Origin of the sequence: Neglectibacter sp. X4 (assembly GCF_009917365.1) — a bacterium.
In the GTDB taxonomy this organism is placed as follows: domain Bacteria; phylum Bacillota; class Clostridia; order Oscillospirales; family Acutalibacteraceae; genus Acutalibacter.
The window spans coordinates 1-17,771 of record NZ_QWLE01000001.1; the positions used below are offsets into that span (position 1 = coordinate 1).

Consider the following 17,771-nt stretch of genomic DNA (forward strand, 5'->3'; position numbering starts at 1 on the left):
CAGCGTTTGATGATAGCGAGAATCTTCCTGCTGAAGCCGAAGATTCTGATAGCGGACGAACCCACGTCCATGGTGGACGCCTGTTCCCGTGCGACGATTCTGGATATGCTGCTGAAGCTGCGGGATGAGATCAATATGACCATCATCTTCATCACCCACGACATTGGCCTGGCGTACTATGTATCCGACTCTGTGTACATTATGGAGCATGGCGCGTTTGTGGAGGCAGGCCCTGCGGAGGATGTAATTATCCACCCGAAGGCGGCTTATACCAAGCGGCTGATTTCCGACGTGCCCAAGATTTTCAGCGAATGGGATTTGAGCACGGTGGGGTAAGCGGAATTTGATAGAAATTTAAAAAACTCCCTGTCCAGCAAAAGCTGGGCAGGGAGTTTTCTTGCTTCAAGGATTCTTCTTTCTGTCCTGCTGAATCAAAATGCGCAGGGCGGCCACAGCAGTTTTGATAGCGGCTTCTGTGTCGTGAGCAATGGGGTTATCAAGCCCGGCCTTTCCACGCTCCTGATTGCCCATTGCCAGGAAAACAGCGCCGGCCCGCACCCGACGGTAGCTGGAAACAATAAACACCGCCGCGGATTCCATCTCGGAGGCCTTGCAGCCAAGGCGTTTCCAGGCCTCCCATTTTTGCAGCAAATCGCCGCTTACAGGCTTGGTTTCCGGATCGTGCTGCCCGTAAAAGGAATCTTTGCTCTGCACAACGCCAGTATGGCAGGGGAACCCCTGCTGTTCAGCGGCCTGCACTAAGGCGTTTACCACAGTTAAATCCGCTACAGCGGGAAATTCAATGGGGGCATACTCCCGGCTGGCGCCCTCCATGCGGATTGAACCTGTGGCAACCACCAGATCCCCTCCCTTTACGTCCAGATCCATCCCTCCGCAGGTGCCCACCCGCACAAGAGTGTCTGCCCCGCAGTTTACCAATTCCTCTACCGCGATGGCGGCGGAAGGCCCGCCAATGCCTGTGGAGGTGACACTGACCCGCTCTCCGTCCAAGAGACCCGTGTAGGTGACAAACTCCCGGCTGTCCGCTAGGAGCCTGGGGCTATCAAAGTGCCGGGCAATCTTCTCGCAGCGCTTGGGATCCCCGGGCAGGATAACGTACCGGCCCGTGTCCCCCGGGCGCAGTTGGATGTGGTATTGCAGCCCTGCTTCCCCTGAATAGTTTTGCATATGGCGCTTCCTCCTTACCGGATTTTATCTGTATGTATCATACCATTGCTTTTAAAAGATTGCAAGGGAAAAGAATATGGAGAAGAATAACCGCCTGAAAACTTCCAATAAATAAGACAGAATATAGATAAAATGGTGTATGTGCGCTTCCCTGGGCGGCACGCCTCCCATTAAAATTAGAGCAACTTCAGGAACACACTCTGATTTTGGAGGGAGAGCTATGAAAGGAAAAATTTATGGCTACATGCGGGTGTCCAGCATCGACCAGAACGAAGACCGCCAGCGGCGCGCCTTATTGGGGCTTGTTCCGGCCGAAAACCTGTTTATGGACAAGCAGTCTGGCAAAGATTTCGAGCGGCCCCAGTACAAGCGCATGGTGCGCAGGCTGCGGGCCGGGGACTTGCTCTATGTTTCCAGCATAGACCGCCTGGGCCGCAATTACCGGGAGATTCTGGAGCAGTGGCGGGTGCTGACCAAGGAAAAGTCTGCCGATGTATGCGTGCTGGATATGCCGCTGCTGGACACCCGCCGGGGGAAGGATTTGATGGGCGCCTTCATTGCCGATCTGGTGCTGCAAATCCTGTCCTTTGTGGCCCAAAAGGAGCGGGAGAACATACGCACCCGGCAGGCCCAGGGCATCGCGGCGGCAAAGGCCCGGGGTGTGCGGTTTGGCAGGCCGCCGGCTCCCCTGCCGGAAAACTTCCCTTTGGTGTATGCTCGCTGGCAGGCCGGGGAGCTTACAGGAGTTGCCGCGGCCCGGGAGGCGGGCATGTCCAATTCCAGCTTCCGCTACCGGGCCGTGCTCTATGGAATGCAGAAAAATGAGGGCGGGAAAGGAAAATAATGTGGCAAAAGGCCTATCGCTTTGGGGGAATTCTGCCGATATAACAAATAAGAGGAGGAGAGGGGAGATTTTGCCGTGAGCGATATAAAGGTACAGGCCAGCGCCCAGGGATATGCCCAGGAACAGGCCCAGGCGGGGCAGGGAAGCCAGAACGGCACGCCGTCACACCTGGAAACTGTGGCAGAGAAAGACAGCCAGACCATCCAGGAAATGATCAAGGAGTCCCGGGAGAAAATGGAACGCCACCGGGAACAGTTGGAACGCATTAAGACAAAGCCCCGGTATGGCGACGCTCCTCTGGAAGCCTATGCCCGTTTGGCCCGGGCCAAGAACAAGAGCCAGGTGGGCATGGCGGCGGGATATGCCCGCAGGCGCATTGCCCAGTTGCGGGCGGCGCTGCGGACAGATTCGGAAAATACGGAGGAGATTAAGGCAGCCCTGCGCCAGCTTGAAAAGGCGGTGAGCCGGGCTGGTAAGAAAAAGCAGGATTTGCAGAAGGAAGAGCTGAAGGAAGCCCGGCGGGAACGGCTGATAGAGGAAGAGGAACGGGAGCGGGCACAGCGCCTGAACCAGGAACTGCGCAGGGCAAAGATGCTGCGGTTTTTGCGGGAGCGCTCTTATATGCACGAGGCCGTAATTGACGGGCAGCAGCAGAAAATGCTTTCCGCCACCCGGAACGAACTGCGGCGGCAGGCCCAGGCCCTGCAGGGCGCCTTGGGGCCTTCCCCGGAATATGCGGCTCAGCAGTATGCCGCTGCCAGCGCGCCGGAAGCAGCCGGAGGGGGAGAGGCGGCCCCTGCCGCACCTGGGGTAGACATGCAGGTTTAAAAATTTTATTATGCAAAGGAAACGCCCGCCCTGGGCGCAGCAGGAGGCAAAAACTGCTGCCCAGGGCGGGCCTTGTATGTTATTTTATAGGCGCCCCAAACGCGGGCCTTCACTGCAAGACCAGCACCAGGGCTGTCACGTCATCCTCGTGGCCGTCTGCCCGGCGCTTTTTGGCTTCCTCCGTAATGCGCTGGGCCAGCAGATTGGGGTTTTCTTCCTCGTCCCAGCTTAAAACCACGTCCATCAGCCATTCGTGCCCAGCGGCAACCACCCCGTCCGATACCATCACCACCAAGTCCCCGGCAGCTAAGTCCCGGGCACAGGCGGCGAACTCCACCCCCGGCATAATGCCTACCGGCACGCTGGAGGCCTCAATGGCCTCGGCTCTGCGGCCCCGGCGGAGGATGGTGCAGGCTGCCCCGGCCTTGCGCAGCTCGGTGCGCCCAGTGAACAGGTCGATACAGGCAATGTCCATGGTGGCAAGGGTTTCGTCCCCGCTTTTTGCCATCAGGGCGGCATTCACGGTTTGCAGCATACTGTCAAAGCCGATGCCTGCCTTTAAAAGGCTCTCTGCCATGGCAGAGGTCATGGCGCCGTCTACAGCGGCCCGGCCCCCGGTGCCCATGCCATCGCTTAAAACCGCGATAAGCCTGCCGCAGCCATCATAGAACACGTTGGTGCTGTCCCCGCAGAAGGCGCCGCCTCCGGCGCTGTATTGGGAGAAGCCCCGGCCCACCTGCAAAAGGGGCCGCTGGCTCATCTGCACCCGGCAGCGCTCTCCGGCGGTGCTGACGCAGGGAGGCGCAAACACCCGCCCGCAGGCAGCGGAAATTTCCCGGGTGAAAGCGCCCCGGTTCAGGCGCTTCTGCCGCTCCCGCTGGATTTCCGCCTCAATGGTCATGCGGCCGAACTTGTCCACCCGGCAGCACACCTCCAGGGGGGCTACGCCGTTATCCCGCAGGATGCCTGCCACCCGCTGGGCGGCTTCCTCATCAAAGTGCTCGTAAAGGGAAAATTCTCCGGCCATTTCCTCTAAAAGCCCGGCAGTGGTGCGGAAATGACCTTCCACCGCCTCCCGCACCTGGGCGGCCCGAAGCTGGGCGGCTTCCCGCAGAAGGTAACGGGCATAGTTTTTGTTAATTTCATCCCGCATCTCCCCGGCCCTGCCGCAGCGGTCTGTAAAGTCTTTGGTGAAATCGGCTGTGTCAATGCGCTCCTTCTCCTTTAAAGGCTTTGCAAGCTGGGAGAAGTTTTCCAAGGTCTGCTCTTTGTGTTTGCGCCAGCACACAGCGGAAAGCCCGCACCCAGCGCACACTGTCTCCACAGATTTATCATACACGCCTTGCAGGCTGGGCGCGCACACAGACTGAAGCTTTTTGCTGATTTCCTCCACAGAGGCGGAAACCCCGGAAAGGGCCTGGCTGGCGTGGCGCAGGCGCATGACGATGTTGGCCCGCAAGGCCCCGCCGCTTAAAGAGTCCTGCCGCAAGCCGAAAAGCTCTCCCAGCCGCCGGCTTTTGGGAATGCACATGTATAGCACTGTGGCGGCCGCTGTCTCAATGGCCCCTGTGAGAAGCTGGGAGTCGCCAAACCCCACCTGCAGGGACGCCACCCCGTGAGAGAGAATGAAGGCTGCGGCTGTCGCTGTTTTGCCCATGGGGGCGAATACCCCTGCCATCAACCCTCCCAAGCCGTAGGCACCGGAGAGATAGGAAAGCCCTGCTGTGGAAAGGCCCTGCAAAGCCCCTGCTGTCACCCCGGAAACAGCGCCCCCGCTTACCCCGCCGGAGCGGGCACAGGTGAGCACCAGGAGAATCATGGAAATGCGGCCCAGGGAAACCCCGGACACTGTCACGCCGGAGCAGGATAGGGCCAGCACCCCGGCGGCAACTGTGAGGGCAGCAATGTCTCCAGGCTCCAGGGGGCCGTTGCGCAGGGCATCTCCCCGGCCCGCGCCATCGCTGGAAAGGCCCAGCAGGAGGTTTGCGCAGCGCCGGAGGAAATAGGCGCTGCCGCAGCCCAGAAAGGACTCTGCCACATATAAGGCGGCAGAGTATGTAACCGAGCCGTGGAGGAACACCATGGTCATGCCGGTGAGCAGCAGGGGCAGGAAAGCCACTGCCGGGGCAAAAAGGGGATGGGTGTTCACGGTTTTCAGCTCGGACAAAGACCAGCGGATAGCCGCCACAGCCAGCAGCGCCGCGCAGTACCGCACCGGCACATAGGCTGGGGAGGGCAGCAGGTAGCCTAAAAAGGAGCCAAGGGCGCTGGCCCACAGGCCCTCCTGGGGCATGGCCGCCACTGCCGCCACGCCAAAGGGCGCATACTTTCCGAAAACCAGCCCCCGGCTGCACAGCAGCCCCGCAAAAAATCCCGCCCCCTGCACCACAGCCTTGCGGGCATAGACCGAGCGGGCCAGCTCCTCCACCCGCTGCCATAGCTGTTGCAATTTTGAACCTTCCAATGAAAACACCGCCTGTTATATGGTAAATTTGCAGCTCCTATATGTGAGTTACAGGAAAATTATACCTGGAAGGGGGAAAAAGTTTTGTCACTTTGAGGAAGCCTGTTTTTGTCATATCCTCCCGCAAAAATCTTGTTCCTGCCTTATGGGGGCGGGAGAGGGGCGGTGGGCGCGAAAAAAGTTATGTAAAATAAAAAGGCATGGAGGGGTCAAAAAGCTGTTTGAAAGGGAAGGGGGATTTTCCTTGGCCCAGGGGGAAATGGTTTTCATTGTCTTTTTCAGGGGATTTATGGTATAATAACCGCAAACAGGGAAAAGGAAGCGGGAGGGAACTATGGATATCCGGTTAATTGCGTTTGATTTAGACGGCACTGCTATTTTGGATCACAAATATCTGTCAGAGGGGAACCGGGCGGCGCTCCAGGCGGCAGGGGAGAGGGGCGTGCATCTGCTGCCGGCCTCCGGGCGTATGCGGGACTTTCTCCCGGAGGCGGTGACGGCCCTGCCTGGGGTGCGGTATGCGGTAACGGCAAATGGCGCGGCTGTGTATGACCTGCACACAGGGGAGGCCGTTTACAGGCGGTGCATTTCAGCGGAAAAGGCCCGGCAGGTGCAGGGAATTTTGCGTGAATATGATTTTTACATAGAATATTATGAAAACGGCAGCGCTATCACCCGGCAGGGCTATCCGGAGATGGCCCGGACATATTTTGGTTTTCCTCCCAGCAAATGGCATTTTGTGGACGCCAAGCGCTACCGGCTGGTAGAAAGCTTTGACGCTTTGGTGGAAGAAGGCATCCAGCCGGAGAAAATTAACCTGCCCTTTTTGACCCGGGAGGCCCGGGATGAAATCTGGCGGCGGCTGGAGGATTTGGGCGGCCTGCGGGTTACATCCTCCATTCCGGACAATCTGGAGATCAATGCCGGAGACGCGGACAAGGGCAGCGCTGTGCTGGCGGTTGCGGGGATGCTGGGGTTTTCCCGGGAAAACGTGCTGGCCCTGGGGGATAACGGCAACGATGTTACCATGCTGAAAGCTGCCGGGGTGTCTGTGGCCATGGGAGACGGCTCTCAGGAGGCCATGTCCGCCGCCGGGTATACCACGGTTCCCCACAATGAGGACGGGGTGGCGGAGGCTGTCCGCCGCTTTGTGCTGGAGGCATGATATAGGAAAAAACAGGCATCCTGGGGATGCCTGTTTTTGTGTGGGACTGGGGCTTGTTTGGAAAATCGAAAACGTTAACTTTTTGCCCATAAGCGGCCATCTTCTGCGTCAAAAATCCTCGTCAACCGGCAGGTTGACCTGCGGTTTTTTCCTGGAATCTGACCACTTCTGACCAAAAATTTGTCATTTTCTCTATTTTCAAACAAACCCTATTTTTTTGAAAGGGATTCGTGGATGGCTTTCGCCGCCGTCTTGCCCGCGCCCATGGCCAGGATAACGGTAGCGGCGCCTGTCACTGCGTCGCCCCCGGCATAGACATTCTCCCGGCTGGTAAGGCCTGTTTCTTCCTCCACAATAATGCCGCCCCACTTCTGTGTCTCCAGGCCTTCTGTGGTGGACTTTATCAGCGGGTTGGGGCTGGTGCCGATAGCCATAATCACACAGTCCACATCCAGCGTGAACTGGCTGCCAGCCTTCTCCACAGGCCGCCTCCGCCCGGAAGCGTCTGGCTCTCCCAGGGCCATTTCCAGGCACTCTATGCCCTGGACGCTGCCGCTTTCGTCTCCCAAAATCCTGGTGGGGTTGTTTAAAAGCTTAAAGATGACGCCCTCCTCTTTGGCGTGCTCCACTTCCTCCGCCCTGGCAGGCAGCTCTTTCTCCGAACGCCTGTAGACAATATACACTTCCTCTGCCCCCAGACGCTTGGCGCACCTGGCGGCGTCCATAGCCACGTTTCCGCCGCCCACCACAGCCACCTTTCTGGCGCGGTGGATAGGGGTGCCGCTGCTGGTTTTGTAGGCTTTCATCAGGTTTACGCGGGTTAAAAACTCGTTGGCTGAGTATACGCCCTTCAGGTTTTCCCCAGGTATGTTCATAAACCGGGGCAGGCCTGCGCCGCTGCCAATAAACACCGCCTCAAAGCCCTGCTCCAGCAATTCGTCAATAGAGAGCACCCGGCCAATGACCATGTTGGTTTCAATTTTCACGCCCATGGCCTTCAGGCCGTCAATTTCCTTCTGCACAATGGCCTTGGGCAGGCGGAATTCCGGGATGCCATATACCAGCACGCCGCCGGCGGTGTGCAGGGCCTCAAACACGGTGACTGCATACCCCAGCCGGGCCAAGTCTCCCGCGCAGGTAAGCCCGGCCGGGCCAGAGCCTACCACAGCCACCTTGTGCCCATTGGAAGCGGGCTTTTCAGGGGCCTCCTGAACGTGCTGGTTGTGCCAGTCCGCCACAAAGCGCTCTAATCGCCCAATGCCCACAGGCTCACCCTTCACACCCCGGACGCAGTGCTTTTCGCACTGGCTCTCCTGGGGGCATACCCGCCCGCATACAGCAGGCAGGGAACTGGACTGGGCAATGACCTGATAGGCCCCTTCAAAGTCTCCGGCGGCCGCTTTTTCAATGAATTCCGGAATGCGCACCTGTACAGGGCAGCCGGAAACACAGGGCTTGTTTTTACAGTGCAGGCACCGCTGGGCCTCGTCCAAAGCCTGCTCTTCCGTGTAACCTAGGGCCACCTCCAGGAAGTTTTTGTTTCGCGCATCCGGTGCCTGGGAAGGCATTTCATTTTTCTTAAGCGACATATTCGGCATACTTCATTCCATCCTTTCTAAAAAGCATAAAACTTACCTTTATGCTTTTCCCCCTCTGAACAAATTGCAGGCCTCCTCATGAGCCTGGCGCTCGAAGCCCCGGTACATGGCGCCGCGGGCCATGGCCTCGTCAAAATCCACCAGGAAGCCGTCAAAATCCGGGCCGTCCACACAGGCGAATTTCGTCTCCCCGCCCACAGTCAGGCGGCAGCCGCCGCACATGCCGGTGCCGTCAATCATAATGGGATTCATGCTGACCACAGTGGGGATGTCAAATGCCTTTGTCAGCTTTGTGACAAACTTCATCATAATCAGCGGCCCAATGGCAATCACCTGGTCATACTGCTCGCCGCTTTCAATGAGGCGGCGCAAAGCGTCTGTTACAAGCCCTTTTTCTCCGGCAGAGCCGTCGTCTGTCATCAGGGCATACATGTGGCTGACAGATTTGAATTCCTCTTTTAAAATCAGCAAATCTTTGTTGCGGAAGCCCACAATGGAATGGACTTCACAGCCCTGCTCATGCAGTTTTTTTGCCACAGGGTAAGCAATGGCGCAGCCTACGCCGCCGCCCACCACAGCCACTTTTTTCAGGCCTTCGGTGTGGGTGGGCTTGCCCAGAGGCCCGACAAAGTCCTGCAAAAACCCGCCTTCATGCAGGTGGTTCAGCTTTTCCGTTGTAGCGCCCACAATCTGGAAAATGATGGTGACAGTGCCCTGATCCCGGTTAAAGTCCGCAATGGTCAGGGGGATGCGCTCTCCGTCCTCGTCCACCCGCAGGATGATAAACTGTCCTGGCTGGGCTTTTTTTGCCACCAGCGGCGCTTCTATTTCCATCAGCGTCACGGTGGGGTTTAAAACACGCTTCTTCACAATTTGATACATGATGACCTGTACACCTCTTTTATATACCGTGCTGAGGCGTTTTGCAGGACGGGTAGATGTGTCCTGCATTTTTGCCGCCGATACGGTACGCTTTCATTTTTATCTTTTCTGGAATCCTACTGGGGCTGCCAGCAGCATGGCCCCAGGGAACTTTGCCCCTGCCCTGCCGCTGGCAGATAGTAAACGCGCTTGAAAATCGGGTAAAGCTCATTTTCAGGCAGAGCAGCGCGGACACACCTGTGCCGCCAAGCTCAAAAGGGGTCACGCCTCTTTTCTATAACCAGATGTGGCCAGTCCTTCTCTGTGTCCTTGGGACATTATAGCACACAGAGAGCCTGGAATCAAGAAAAATGCATAATGGGAGAAAAATTCCTGCTTTTCACCTTTTTTCGCAGCGGTGCATACCCTGTATCAGGGGACAAGACAGACACCCCAGACCCTATTGCAAAGACCATTTGGAGAGGAGCGATCATTTTGGCAGAAGAAATGATAGCGGGCCAGTCCTGCGGCCTGTATAATGACCCCAAGCCCCTGCCTGAGGATCCGGTGCCGGCCATGGCATATGTGCCATACCAGCAGTGGCAGGCGAACCTGCACAGCGCGGAGCGTGCCTTGGACGCGGGCACCCTGTTTCCGGTGCTTGATAAGCCCTTTACCGGCGGAAGGGGGGAGCCGAGATGAGTGATGAGCAAGCCCTGCGCAGGCGCATTGGCGCCATTAAGTTCGCCTCCTGGGAGCTTCACCTGTTTTTAGACACCCATCCCAACAATTGCGACGCAGCCCGGAAGCTGGAGGAATACCGCCGGCAGCTAGCCCAGCTTACCAAGGAGTTTGAGGAAAAGTATGGGCCTATTGGAGAAACCCCCCGGAATACAAGCCGCTGGGCCTGGATTAGCGACCCCTGGCCCTGGGAAAAGGAGGCAAATTAAATGTTTGTGTATGAAAAACGTTTGCAGTACCCGGTACACATCCACAACCCCAACCCGAAGCTTGCAAAGATTATTATCAGCCAGTATGGTGGGCCTCATGGTGAAATAGGCGCTTCCCTGCGGTATCTCAGCCAGCGGTATTCCATGCCTTATCCAGAACTGCGGGCTATACTGACGGATATAGGCACTGAAGAACTGGCCCACCTGGAAATGGTAGGCACTATTGTCTACCAGCTTACCCGGGACCTGACTCCGGAGCAGATACAGGAGGCGGGCTTTGACGCCTATTTTGTGGATCACACCACTGGCGTGTATCCGGTAGCGGCTTCCGGCGCCCCCTTCAGCGCCGCAACCTTCGCGGTGACCGGGGACACCATTGCCGACCTGAACGAGGATCTGAGCGCGGAGCAGAAGGCCCGCATGACCTATGACAACATCCTGCGCTTTGCGGACGACCCGGACGTGCGGGATCCCATCAAGTTCCTGCGGGAGCGGGAGATCGTGCACTTCCAGCGCTTCGGCGAGGGCCTCCGCATTGTCACCGACAAGCTGGATTCCAAGAATTTCTACGCCTTCAACCCCTCTTTTGACAAAGCGCCGTAAATCAGGGGAACCAGAGCCATTTCGCAAACGGCAGACTTTCCTGCGGTTTTCGCCCTGCATCCCGCAAAATTCCGCTGGAAAATCCGCGCATACGCCCTAAAATAAAATTTTAAAAAGCCGGCAGGCGGGGTTGACAGCCTGCCGGTGTTTGTGTATACTATATATGAACAATTGCTCATATGAAAGGATGATTGGATATGGAAAACCGGGAAACCGCCCCCCGCTGCGAATTCCTGTACGTACACCAGGCGGTAGTGGATCAGGTAATGGGGGCCATGCCAGGGGAAGAGGAGCTTTTCGATTTGGCAGAGCTGTTTAAGGTTTTCGGGGACTCCACCCGCATCCGCATCCTCTATGTGCTGTTCGAGGCGGAAATGTGCGTGTGCGACATTGCCCAGCTTCTGGGCATGACCCAGTCTGCCATTTCCCACCAGCTCCAGGTGCTGAAAAAAAGCAAGCTGGTGAAATACCGCCGGGAGGGCAAAACTGTGTTTTACTCCCTGGCAGATGACCATGTCCGGGCCATGCTGGATCAGGGCATGGAGCATGTGACCGAATAAATTTTCAGATTTTGGAGGGCTTTTGTATGAAGAAAAAATTTAAAATGGTTGATTTGGATTGCGCCAACTGCGCTGCAAAGATGGAAAACGCCATCCGCAAAATAGACGGGGTGCAGGACGCCACTGTAAGCTTTATGTCCCAGCGGCTTACGGTGGAGGCAGATGACAGCCGTTTTGAGGAAATACTGGATCAAATCGTAAAGGTGTGCAAAAAGGTGGAGCCAGACTGCCAGATAGTCCGCTGATGGGGAAGGGAAACTGAGCAGGGAAATTTGCAAAAAAATATGGAAGAAAGGAACGATACCGGGCATAAAGGGCCGTTTTTTCCCGTCTCTTTGTGTAAATCCTGTATCGCATGGCGATTTTCTATGACTGGGAAGCAAAAAAAGATGCTCTTGCGCATACTTATAAGCGGGGTGCTGCTGATAGCGGCAGTGCTCATACCCCTGGAGGGGCCTTGGCGGTTCCTTCTGTTCCTGCCGGCCTATTTCACCATTGGCTGGGATGTGCTGTGGCGGGCTGTGGTCAACATTTGCCACGGCCAGGTGTTTGATGAAAACTTCCTGATGGCCCTGGCAACAGTAGGAGCCTTCTGTACTGGATTCTTTGGGGACGGGGAATACCCGGAAGCCGTGTTTGTCATGCTGTTCTACCAGGTGGGGGAGCTGTTCCAAAGCTACGCGGTGGGGAAATCCCGGAAGTCCATTGCCTCCCTCATGGACATCCGCCCGGATTACGCCAACATTGAACGGGGCGGCGCCCTGGAGCAGGTTGACCCAGAGGACGTGGCAGTGGGGGATATCATCATTGTGAAGCCAGGAGAGCGGGTGCCTCTGGACGGCATTGTGCGGGAGGGCAGCTCCGCCCTGAACACAGCGGCCTTAACAGGAGAATCCCTGCCCCGGGAGGTGGAGGCGGGAGACGCTGTTACCAGCGGCTGTGTAAATGTCAGCGGCCTGCTGCGGGTAGAGGTGACAAAGCCCTTTGAGGAATCCACTGTCTCTAAAATATTGGACTTGGTGGAAAATTCCAGCAGCAAGAAGGCCAAGGCAGAGAATTTCATCACCCGTTTTGCCCGGTATTACACCCCCATTGTGGTGTGCGCAGCGGCAGCCCTGGCAGTGCTGCCTCCCCTGTTTACAGGGGGCGGATGGGGAGGCTGGGTGCAGCGCGCCCTTGTCTTCCTGGTGGTTTCCTGCCCCTGCGCCCTGGTGATTTCTGTGCCCTTAAGCTTTTTCGGGGGCATTGGCGGCGCTTCCCGCCAGGGGATTCTGGTGAAAGGCGGCAATTACCTGGAGGCCTTAGCCAAAACAGAAAGCATGGTGTTCGATAAAACCGGCACCCTCACCCAGGGTGTGTTCCGCGTGGCAGGCTTTGCCCCCCATGGCTGCACCCAGGAGGAGCTGCTGGAGCTGGCGGCCCTGGCGGAAAGCTATTCCGACCATCCCATTTCTCGCTCCTTAAAGGAAGCCTGGGGCAAAGAGCCGGAGCAGGGCCGCGTTACGGAAACCCAGGAGCTTTCCGGCCGGGGCGTGCAGGCAGTGATAGACGGCAGAACTGTGTGCGCAGGCAATGATAAGCTGATGGAGGAGCTGGGTATATCATACACCCCCTGCACCAGGGTGGGTACAGCGGTGCATGTGGCGGCAGACGGCGCTTACATGGGCTATCTGGTCATCGCGGACGAGGTAAAGCCAGACGCGGCTGAGGCCATCAAGGCCCTGAAAGCCCAGGGCATCCGGCAGACTGTTATGCTCACCGGGGATCGCAAAGAGGTGGGGGAAGGCGTTGCGCGGGAGCTGGGCCTGGACGCTGTGTACACCCAGCTCCTGCCCGGGGATAAGGTGGAAAAGGTGGAGGCGCTTCTCCAGCAGAAAACAGCAAAGGGGAAGCTGGCCTTTGTGGGGGACGGCATTAATGATGCCCCTGTGCTCTCCCGGGCAGATATCGGCATTGCCATGGGAGGGCTTGGCTCAGACGCTGCCATAGAGGCCGCGGACATTGTGCTGATGGACGATAAGCCCTCGAAAATCGCCCAGGCCATGAAGATTTCCCGGCGCACCCTGGGCATTGTGAGGCAGAATATTATCTTTGCCCTGACGGTAAAGGGACTGGTGCTTATCCTCAGCGCCATGGGGCTTTCCAACATGTGGGAAGCGGTTTTTGCCGACGTGGGGGTGGCGGTGCTGGCAATCCTCAACGCCATGCGGGCGCTGAACCTGCCAAAAGAATAAGTGGGAAAGGAGCCGGAGGATGCTGGAGGTGCGGGATATTTCATGGCAGGCCCCCGGCGGGGAGCAGGTGCTGGACAGGGTGAGCCTGCACGTAAAAGCAGGCGGCTTTACGGCTGTCACTGGGCCAAACGGCAGCGGGAAAAGCACCCTGCTGAAAATCATCGCGGGGCTGGAGCGCCCAGCCGGCGGGGAAATCCTGCTGGAAGGGGAGGACATTTCCAGCCTGGATGTGACGGCCCGGGCCCAAAAGGGTGTGTGCCTTGCCTTTCAGCAGCCGGTGCGGTTTAAGGGCTTCACCGTAGGGCGGCTGCTGGAGCTGGCGGCAGGGCGGACCCTTTCCCAGGAGCAGGCCTGCGCCCTTTTAGCGCAAGCAGGCCTGTGCGGCCGGGAATACCTGGGCCGCCAGGCGGACGGCAGCCTTTCCGGCGGGGAGATGAAGCGGCTGGAAATTTCCACAGTGCTGGCGAGAAAAGGCAGGCTCCTGCTTTTTGACGAGCCGGAAGCGGGCATTGACCTGTGGAGCTTTTCCGGGCTGGTTTCGGTTTTTAAGGCATTAAAGCGGCAGGGCGGCAAATCCTTGCTGCTTGTGTCCCACCAGGAGCGGCTTCTGGAAACGGCAGATGAAATCCTGGTGCTGGAAAAAGGCCGGATAACGGAGCAAGGCCCTCCGGCAAAGGTGCTGCCCAGGCTCAGCCTTTCCTGCCCTGGCTGCGGCAGGGGGGAGGCGGTGCCCTTATGAACAGCATTACAAAAAAGCTTCTGGAAACTGTGGCAGGCTGGAAAGGAAAGTGGGAAGGGGCCTGCAGCCTGCGGGAAAATGGGGCCTGCGTGGAAATGCGCTCCACCCGGTTTGTGGAGATTGCCCCCAAGGAGGGGCTGCCCGGGCTTGACATCCACATTCTGCCTGGCTGCGCAGGGGAGACGGTGGCAGTGCCGGCCTGCATAACAGACGGGGGCATAGACGACCTGGTTTATAACGATTTCCATATAGCGGCAGGGGCCAGGGCCACCATTGTGGCTGGCTGCGGGATACATACGGAAAATGGGGAGCCTGCCCGGCACAGCGGCATACACCGCTTTTTTCTGGGTCCGGGCGCCCAGGTGCGGTATGTGGAAAAGCACGCAGGCAGCGGCGATGAAGCCCTGCGCGCCATCAGCCCGGAAACAGAAATATACCTGGAGGAAAGCGCCCTGCTGGAAATGGACACAGCCCAGTTGGGCGGGGTGGGCAGAGCCAGCCGGAGCACGAAAGCAGTGCTGGCGGCAGGGGCCAGGCTTTTCCTGGTGGAGCGGCTGGTGACACAGGGCAGGGAACAGGCGAAGTCGGCCTTTACGGTGCGGCTGGACGGGGCTGGGGCAGCGGCGGAGCTGGCTTCCCGGGCCGTTGCCCGGGCGTATTCCCGCCAAAGCTTTTCCTCCCGGATAACAGGCAATGCCCCCTGCAAGGGCCACTCCGCCTGCGACGCACTGGTGTCGGAGCGTGCCCAGGTGGATGCCGCCCCCAGCCTCTGCGCCCGCCATGCCGAAGCTGCCCTGATACACGAGGCCGCCATCGGCAGGATTGCGGGAGAGCAGATTTTAAAGCTGCGCACCCTGGGGCTTTCCCAGGCGGAAGCGGAACAGGCCATTATAGAGGGGTTCCTGTCATAGGGCCATGGGCATAAAAAAGAAGCGGTTCCCTAAAAAGAACCAGCTTCTTTCTTTTTGCCTTATAAGCTTTTGGAAAGCTCCTTCAAATAGGCCCGGAAATCTGTCCCGATTTCCGGATGGGCCAGGGCAGCCTCCACGCTGGCCTGCATAATCCCCAGTTTGCTGCCCATATCATAGCGGGTGCCGGTAAAGTCCACAGCAGTCATGCCGTCCCGGCGGGCCAGGGTGCGCATGGCGTCTGTAAGCTGGATTTCCCCTCCCGCGCCTGGAGGCGTATCGTCCAGAATGTCAAAAATTTCCGGCGGGAGCACGCAGCGCCCCAGAATGGAATAGAGGGAAAACTCCTGGCCGGGAGCGGGCTTTTCAATCATATCCGTACAGCGGAACAGGTTGTCCCGCAGCGGCTCCACCTTTAAAGAAGAATATTTCCGGATGGCCTCCGGGGAAACTTCTTTTACCCCCACAACGCCAACGCCATAGGACTCATAGGCCCGTATCAGTTGGGCGCACACTGGATCCTCCCCGAAAATCACATCGTCCCCATAGAGCACAGCAAAAGGCTCCCCCTGCACAAAGCTGCGGGCGCAGTTCACCGCGTGGCCCAGGCCCTTTGTCTCCTTCTGGCGCACATAGTAGATATTGGCAAGCCTGGAAAGGGCCACCACCTGCTCCAGCATGGCTTCCTTTTCAGGGCTGCCCATAAGGCGCTCCTCCAACTCGGGGGCGCGGTCAAAATGATCCTCCAGAAGGCCCTTGCCCCGGTTTGTGATAATCAGGATATCTTCAATGCCCGAAGCGGCGGCCTCCTCCACAATATACTGTATGGCAGGCTTGTCCACAATGGGCAGCATTTCCTTGGGCATGGCCTTGGTGGCCGGCAGCACCCGGGTGCCAAGGCCCGCGGCGGGTATCACCGCCTTGCGTATCTTTTTCATAAGGCTTTCGGCTCCTTTTTGCAGATTTCAAACCCAGCCCGCAGCGCGTCCGGGTTCTTAGGGCGTGTTCGCATTAAGCTGATGCACACGTCTTTTTGGCAAATCCTACAGGCTTCTGTGTTAAGAACCCTCGAAATACGAAAGTGTTTCTTGCGGTTCTTCGCCTTGAATCCTGTAAAATTTTGCTCGAAAATCCGCGCACTCAGCTTATGTGGACACACCCTAATGGCGGGGAGGCTGCTACAGCAGCAGGGGCACCACGTTTACCAGCAGCACATAGCACACAAACATGCATACCGCAATGGAGATGTTCACCCCGCCCTTTGCCTCCAAAGTAAGGGAAACATCGCTTCCCCGGGCGCCCTGCTCTTTTATCTGCCGCACCTGGCGCACACAGTGGCGCATATACATTTTGTTGCCCCGCACCCCCACCACAATCATCACCACCAGCATGGCAAGCAGGCACAGAAGGGGCAGGGAAATTTTCAGATACATGGTAAGGTCGTTTGCCACCAACTGGCTGATAGCCAGCATCTGCTCGTTGGTGGGGGAGAACCCTTGGGTAATGTCCATGCCCACCTGCCCGGCAAGCTCTGCCAGCAGCGGGGCGGACACAAAAACCGTTGCCAGCAGGTAAGCGAGATACAGGCAGAACATCAGCCCCGTCACCAGTGCCCCGGTTTTATACTGCTTGCGGTACAGCAGCCAGGCCCCGGAAAAGAGGAAGGCGGAAAAGCTGAACTTGTTGCGCCCGGTTTGCTTGATATACCGGAACACAGGCATATAATAGGTGGTGTTCTGCCTCACAAACTTGGAAGCGTCCCCAAAGCTTACGCCTTCGTCCAGAAGCTCTGCCGGGCTGACGCCGCCCATGGGATCAAAGGAGAAAGGGGGCACCACGCCGCCATAGGCATTGCGGGAGACAGGCGGCGCAGGGCTTACAAAGGGAGGGGGCGCCTGGGGCGGCTTCTGATCCGGCTGGCCCGCGCCCAAAAGGGACGTGCCGCAGCGGTTGCAGAACAGGGCGCTGTGGCTGTTGAGGGTGCCGCAGGCCGGGCACTCCCTGTCCTTGATTTCCGCCGAGGGTTCAACCTTAGGCGCGGGGGGCGCAGGCGGCGCCCACTCCTTCCCAGCCTCATGGAGATCGTCAAAAATGCACTTGCCTTTTTCCTGGTAACATGCCCGGTGATAGGGTGCGCCGCACTGGGGGCAAACCACAATGTCATCGTCCTCTTTAAAGGCGTCGCCGCAGACAGGGCATTTGATATGGGTATAATCCAGCATTGCCAAAGCCATTCCTTCTTTGTATTTTAGGTCTTGTTTGAAAAATCGAAAACGTTGTCTTTTTGCCCCAAAGCGGCCATCTTCTGCGTCAAAAATCCTCGCCAACCGGCAGGCTGGCTTGCGGTTTTTTCCTGGAATCTGACCGCCCTGAACAAAAATACTGGCATTTCTCTGGTTTTAAAACAGACTCTAGCAGGTGTCGTGATTTCTTTTCTTATCTGGTATTGTACACGATTCTCCGGGAAAGCGCAATGCAATCCCATTTAATTTTCAGTCTGTTAATAAATTGTTTGCAAAATCCTGTCAAAAACACCCCATCCCTCCTCCTTTCCCCATGGGAATACCTCCCTGTCCCGGCTTTCTTCCGGGTTTGGACACTTTTTTTTACCGCTACCGCCTTTAGGCAATACCGCACAACTCGCGGCTGTAGCCTTAAGCAGCATCTCACAGGCGATTCTTTCCGTCATAGCGCACAAAGTCTGTTTGACAGGCGCCAGCCTGCCTGCTCATCCTTTATACACTCTGACGAAAAAATCTCTGCCGTGATATACTGCTTAGATTTATGCGGTATTGCCTTTACATTTCCGGCCTGATTTGCTATCATAAA

General features: G+C 57.5%; 17 protein-coding genes and 1 pseudogene. 12 read left to right on the top strand and 6 right to left on the bottom strand.

The features are described 5' to 3' along the window. Window positions 1-336: pseudogene (locus D1841_RS00005) on the top strand (ABC transporter ATP-binding protein); the annotation flags it as partial. A 66-nt stretch (window positions 337-402) separates the two neighbouring features. Here the strand turns inward: D1841_RS00005 and udp are convergent. Beyond that, window positions 403-1,188 (bottom strand): uridine phosphorylase, encoded by a 786-nt coding sequence (udp, locus tag D1841_RS00010; protein WP_160641091.1) that lies wholly within the window; start codon window positions 1,186-1,188, stop codon window positions 403-405. 220 nt (window positions 1,189-1,408) lie between these two features. Here udp and D1841_RS00015 point away from each other — a divergent pair, with 220 nt between their 5' ends. Together D1841_RS00015 and D1841_RS00020 are read left to right on the top strand one after the other, a co-directional pair. Continuing rightward, window positions 1,409-2,032, top strand: coding sequence for a recombinase family protein (locus D1841_RS00015; protein ID WP_160641092.1), 624 nt, complete (start codon window positions 1,409-1,411; stop codon window positions 2,030-2,032). Window positions 2,033-2,107: 75 nt separating this feature from the next. Further along, window positions 2,108-2,860 (top strand): hypothetical protein, encoded by a 753-nt coding sequence (locus D1841_RS00020; protein ID WP_160641093.1) that lies wholly within the window; start codon window positions 2,108-2,110, stop codon window positions 2,858-2,860. Between the two features lie 109 nt (window positions 2,861-2,969). Here D1841_RS00020 and D1841_RS00025 read toward each other — a convergent pair whose 3' ends face one another. Next, on the bottom strand, window positions 2,970-5,309 hold the full coding sequence (locus tag D1841_RS00025; protein WP_160641094.1) for a SpoIIE family protein phosphatase: 2,340 nt from the start codon (window positions 5,307-5,309) through the stop codon (window positions 2,970-2,972). Between the two features lie 349 nt (window positions 5,310-5,658). Between D1841_RS00025 and D1841_RS00030 the strand changes: the two genes are divergently transcribed. Then, the gene (locus D1841_RS00030) at window positions 5,659-6,489 is read left to right on the top strand and encodes a Cof-type HAD-IIB family hydrolase (protein ID WP_160641095.1); all 831 of its coding nucleotides are present in this window, start codon (window positions 5,659-5,661) and stop codon (window positions 6,487-6,489) included. Window positions 6,490-6,698: 209 nt separating this feature from the next. Here the strand turns inward: D1841_RS00030 and gltA are convergent, their stop codons facing one another. Both gltA and D1841_RS00040 read right to left on the bottom strand, forming a co-directional pair. Continuing rightward, a complete protein-coding gene (gene gltA / locus D1841_RS00035; protein ID WP_160641096.1) occupies window positions 6,699-8,087 on the bottom strand; it encodes an NADPH-dependent glutamate synthase in 1,389 nt (462 codons plus the stop codon). Window positions 8,088-8,126: 39 nt separating this feature from the next. Then, a complete protein-coding gene (locus D1841_RS00040) occupies window positions 8,127-8,969 on the bottom strand; it encodes a sulfide/dihydroorotate dehydrogenase-like FAD/NAD-binding protein (protein ID WP_160641097.1) in 843 nt (280 codons plus the stop codon). Window positions 8,970-9,443: 474 nt separating this feature from the next. On the opposite strand from D1841_RS00040, the gene D1841_RS00045 reads away from it, so the two are divergent. The 8 genes from D1841_RS00045 (at window position 9,444) to D1841_RS00080 (ending at window position 14,945) form a co-directional block, all read left to right on the top strand. Further along, on the top strand, window positions 9,444-9,650 hold the full coding sequence (locus D1841_RS00045; protein WP_237076103.1) for a spore coat associated protein CotJA: 207 nt from the start codon (window positions 9,444-9,446) through the stop codon (window positions 9,648-9,650). After that, a complete protein-coding gene (locus D1841_RS00050) occupies window positions 9,647-9,898 on the top strand; it encodes a spore coat protein CotJB (RefSeq protein ID WP_160641098.1) in 252 nt (83 codons plus the stop codon). The genes D1841_RS00045 and D1841_RS00050 overlap by 4 nt, the downstream gene beginning before the upstream one ends. Then, on the top strand, window positions 9,899-10,501 hold the full coding sequence (locus D1841_RS00055) for a manganese catalase family protein (protein WP_160641099.1): 603 nt from the start codon (window positions 9,899-9,901) through the stop codon (window positions 10,499-10,501). It begins immediately after the preceding gene. A gap of 197 nt (window positions 10,502-10,698) precedes the next feature. Next, complete coding sequence (locus D1841_RS00060) at window positions 10,699-11,061, top strand: metalloregulator ArsR/SmtB family transcription factor (protein ID WP_160641100.1); 363 nt, start codon at window positions 10,699-10,701, stop codon at window positions 11,059-11,061. A gap of 26 nt (window positions 11,062-11,087) precedes the next feature. Beyond that, window positions 11,088-11,306 (top strand): cation transporter, encoded by a 219-nt coding sequence (locus tag D1841_RS00065; RefSeq protein ID WP_160641101.1) that lies wholly within the window; start codon window positions 11,088-11,090, stop codon window positions 11,304-11,306. Window positions 11,307-11,429: 123 nt separating this feature from the next. Further along, complete coding sequence (locus tag D1841_RS00070) at window positions 11,430-13,295, top strand: heavy metal translocating P-type ATPase (RefSeq protein WP_160641102.1); 1,866 nt, start codon at window positions 11,430-11,432, stop codon at window positions 13,293-13,295. Between the two features lie 19 nt (window positions 13,296-13,314). Beyond that, a complete protein-coding gene (locus D1841_RS00075; RefSeq protein ID WP_160641103.1) occupies window positions 13,315-14,034 on the top strand; it encodes an energy-coupling factor ABC transporter ATP-binding protein in 720 nt (239 codons plus the stop codon). After that, window positions 14,031-14,945: a SufD family Fe-S cluster assembly protein gene (locus D1841_RS00080; RefSeq protein ID WP_160641104.1), complete on the top strand. Its 915-nt coding sequence runs from the start codon at window positions 14,031-14,033 to the stop codon at window positions 14,943-14,945. The genes D1841_RS00075 and D1841_RS00080 overlap by 4 nt, the downstream gene beginning before the upstream one ends. A 59-nt stretch (window positions 14,946-15,004) precedes the next feature. Here the strand turns inward: D1841_RS00080 and D1841_RS00085 are convergent, their stop codons facing one another. Next, entirely contained in the window at window positions 15,005-15,880 is an 876-nt protein-coding gene (locus D1841_RS00085) for a UTP--glucose-1-phosphate uridylyltransferase (RefSeq protein ID WP_160641105.1), read from the bottom strand. Window positions 15,881-16,120: 240 nt separating this feature from the next. Next, window positions 16,121-17,164, bottom strand: coding sequence for an RING finger protein (locus D1841_RS00090; RefSeq protein ID WP_237076104.1), 1,044 nt, complete (start codon window positions 17,162-17,164; stop codon window positions 16,121-16,123). Window positions 17,165-17,771: the final 607 nt, after the last annotated feature.

What these genes read in the sequence shown, in the direction of transcription:
- D1841_RS00050 (WP_160641098.1), top strand. Translation starts at nt 9,647, where the DNA reads ATGAGTGATGAGCAAGCCCTGCGCAGGCGCATTGGCGCCATTAAGTTC.
- D1841_RS00080 (WP_160641104.1), top strand. Translation starts at nt 14,031, where the DNA reads ATGAACAGCATTACAAAAAAGCTTCTGGAAACTGTGGCAGGCTGGAAA.
- D1841_RS00055 (WP_160641099.1), top strand. Translation starts at nt 9,899, where the DNA reads ATGTTTGTGTATGAAAAACGTTTGCAGTACCCGGTACACATCCACAAC.
- udp (WP_160641091.1), bottom strand. Translation starts at nt 1,188, where the DNA reads ATGCAAAACTATTCAGGGGAAGCAGGGCTGCAATACCACATCCAACTG.
- D1841_RS00015 (WP_160641092.1), top strand. Translation starts at nt 1,409, where the DNA reads ATGAAAGGAAAAATTTATGGCTACATGCGGGTGTCCAGCATCGACCAG.
- gltA (WP_160641096.1), bottom strand. Translation starts at nt 8,087, where the DNA reads ATGCCGAATATGTCGCTTAAGAAAAATGAAATGCCTTCCCAGGCACCG.
- D1841_RS00070 (WP_160641102.1), top strand. Translation starts at nt 11,430, where the DNA reads ATGACTGGGAAGCAAAAAAAGATGCTCTTGCGCATACTTATAAGCGGG.
- D1841_RS00075 (WP_160641103.1), top strand. Translation starts at nt 13,315, where the DNA reads ATGCTGGAGGTGCGGGATATTTCATGGCAGGCCCCCGGCGGGGAGCAG.
- D1841_RS00030 (WP_160641095.1), top strand. Translation starts at nt 5,659, where the DNA reads ATGGATATCCGGTTAATTGCGTTTGATTTAGACGGCACTGCTATTTTG.
- D1841_RS00040 (WP_160641097.1), bottom strand. Translation starts at nt 8,969, where the DNA reads ATGTATCAAATTGTGAAGAAGCGTGTTTTAAACCCCACCGTGACGCTG.
- D1841_RS00065 (WP_160641101.1), top strand. Translation starts at nt 11,088, where the DNA reads ATGAAGAAAAAATTTAAAATGGTTGATTTGGATTGCGCCAACTGCGCT.
- D1841_RS00060 (WP_160641100.1), top strand. Translation starts at nt 10,699, where the DNA reads ATGGAAAACCGGGAAACCGCCCCCCGCTGCGAATTCCTGTACGTACAC.
- D1841_RS00085 (WP_160641105.1), bottom strand. Translation starts at nt 15,880, where the DNA reads ATGAAAAAGATACGCAAGGCGGTGATACCCGCCGCGGGCCTTGGCACC.
- D1841_RS00090 (WP_237076104.1), bottom strand. Translation starts at nt 17,164, where the DNA reads ATGCTGGATTATACCCATATCAAATGCCCTGTCTGCGGCGACGCCTTT.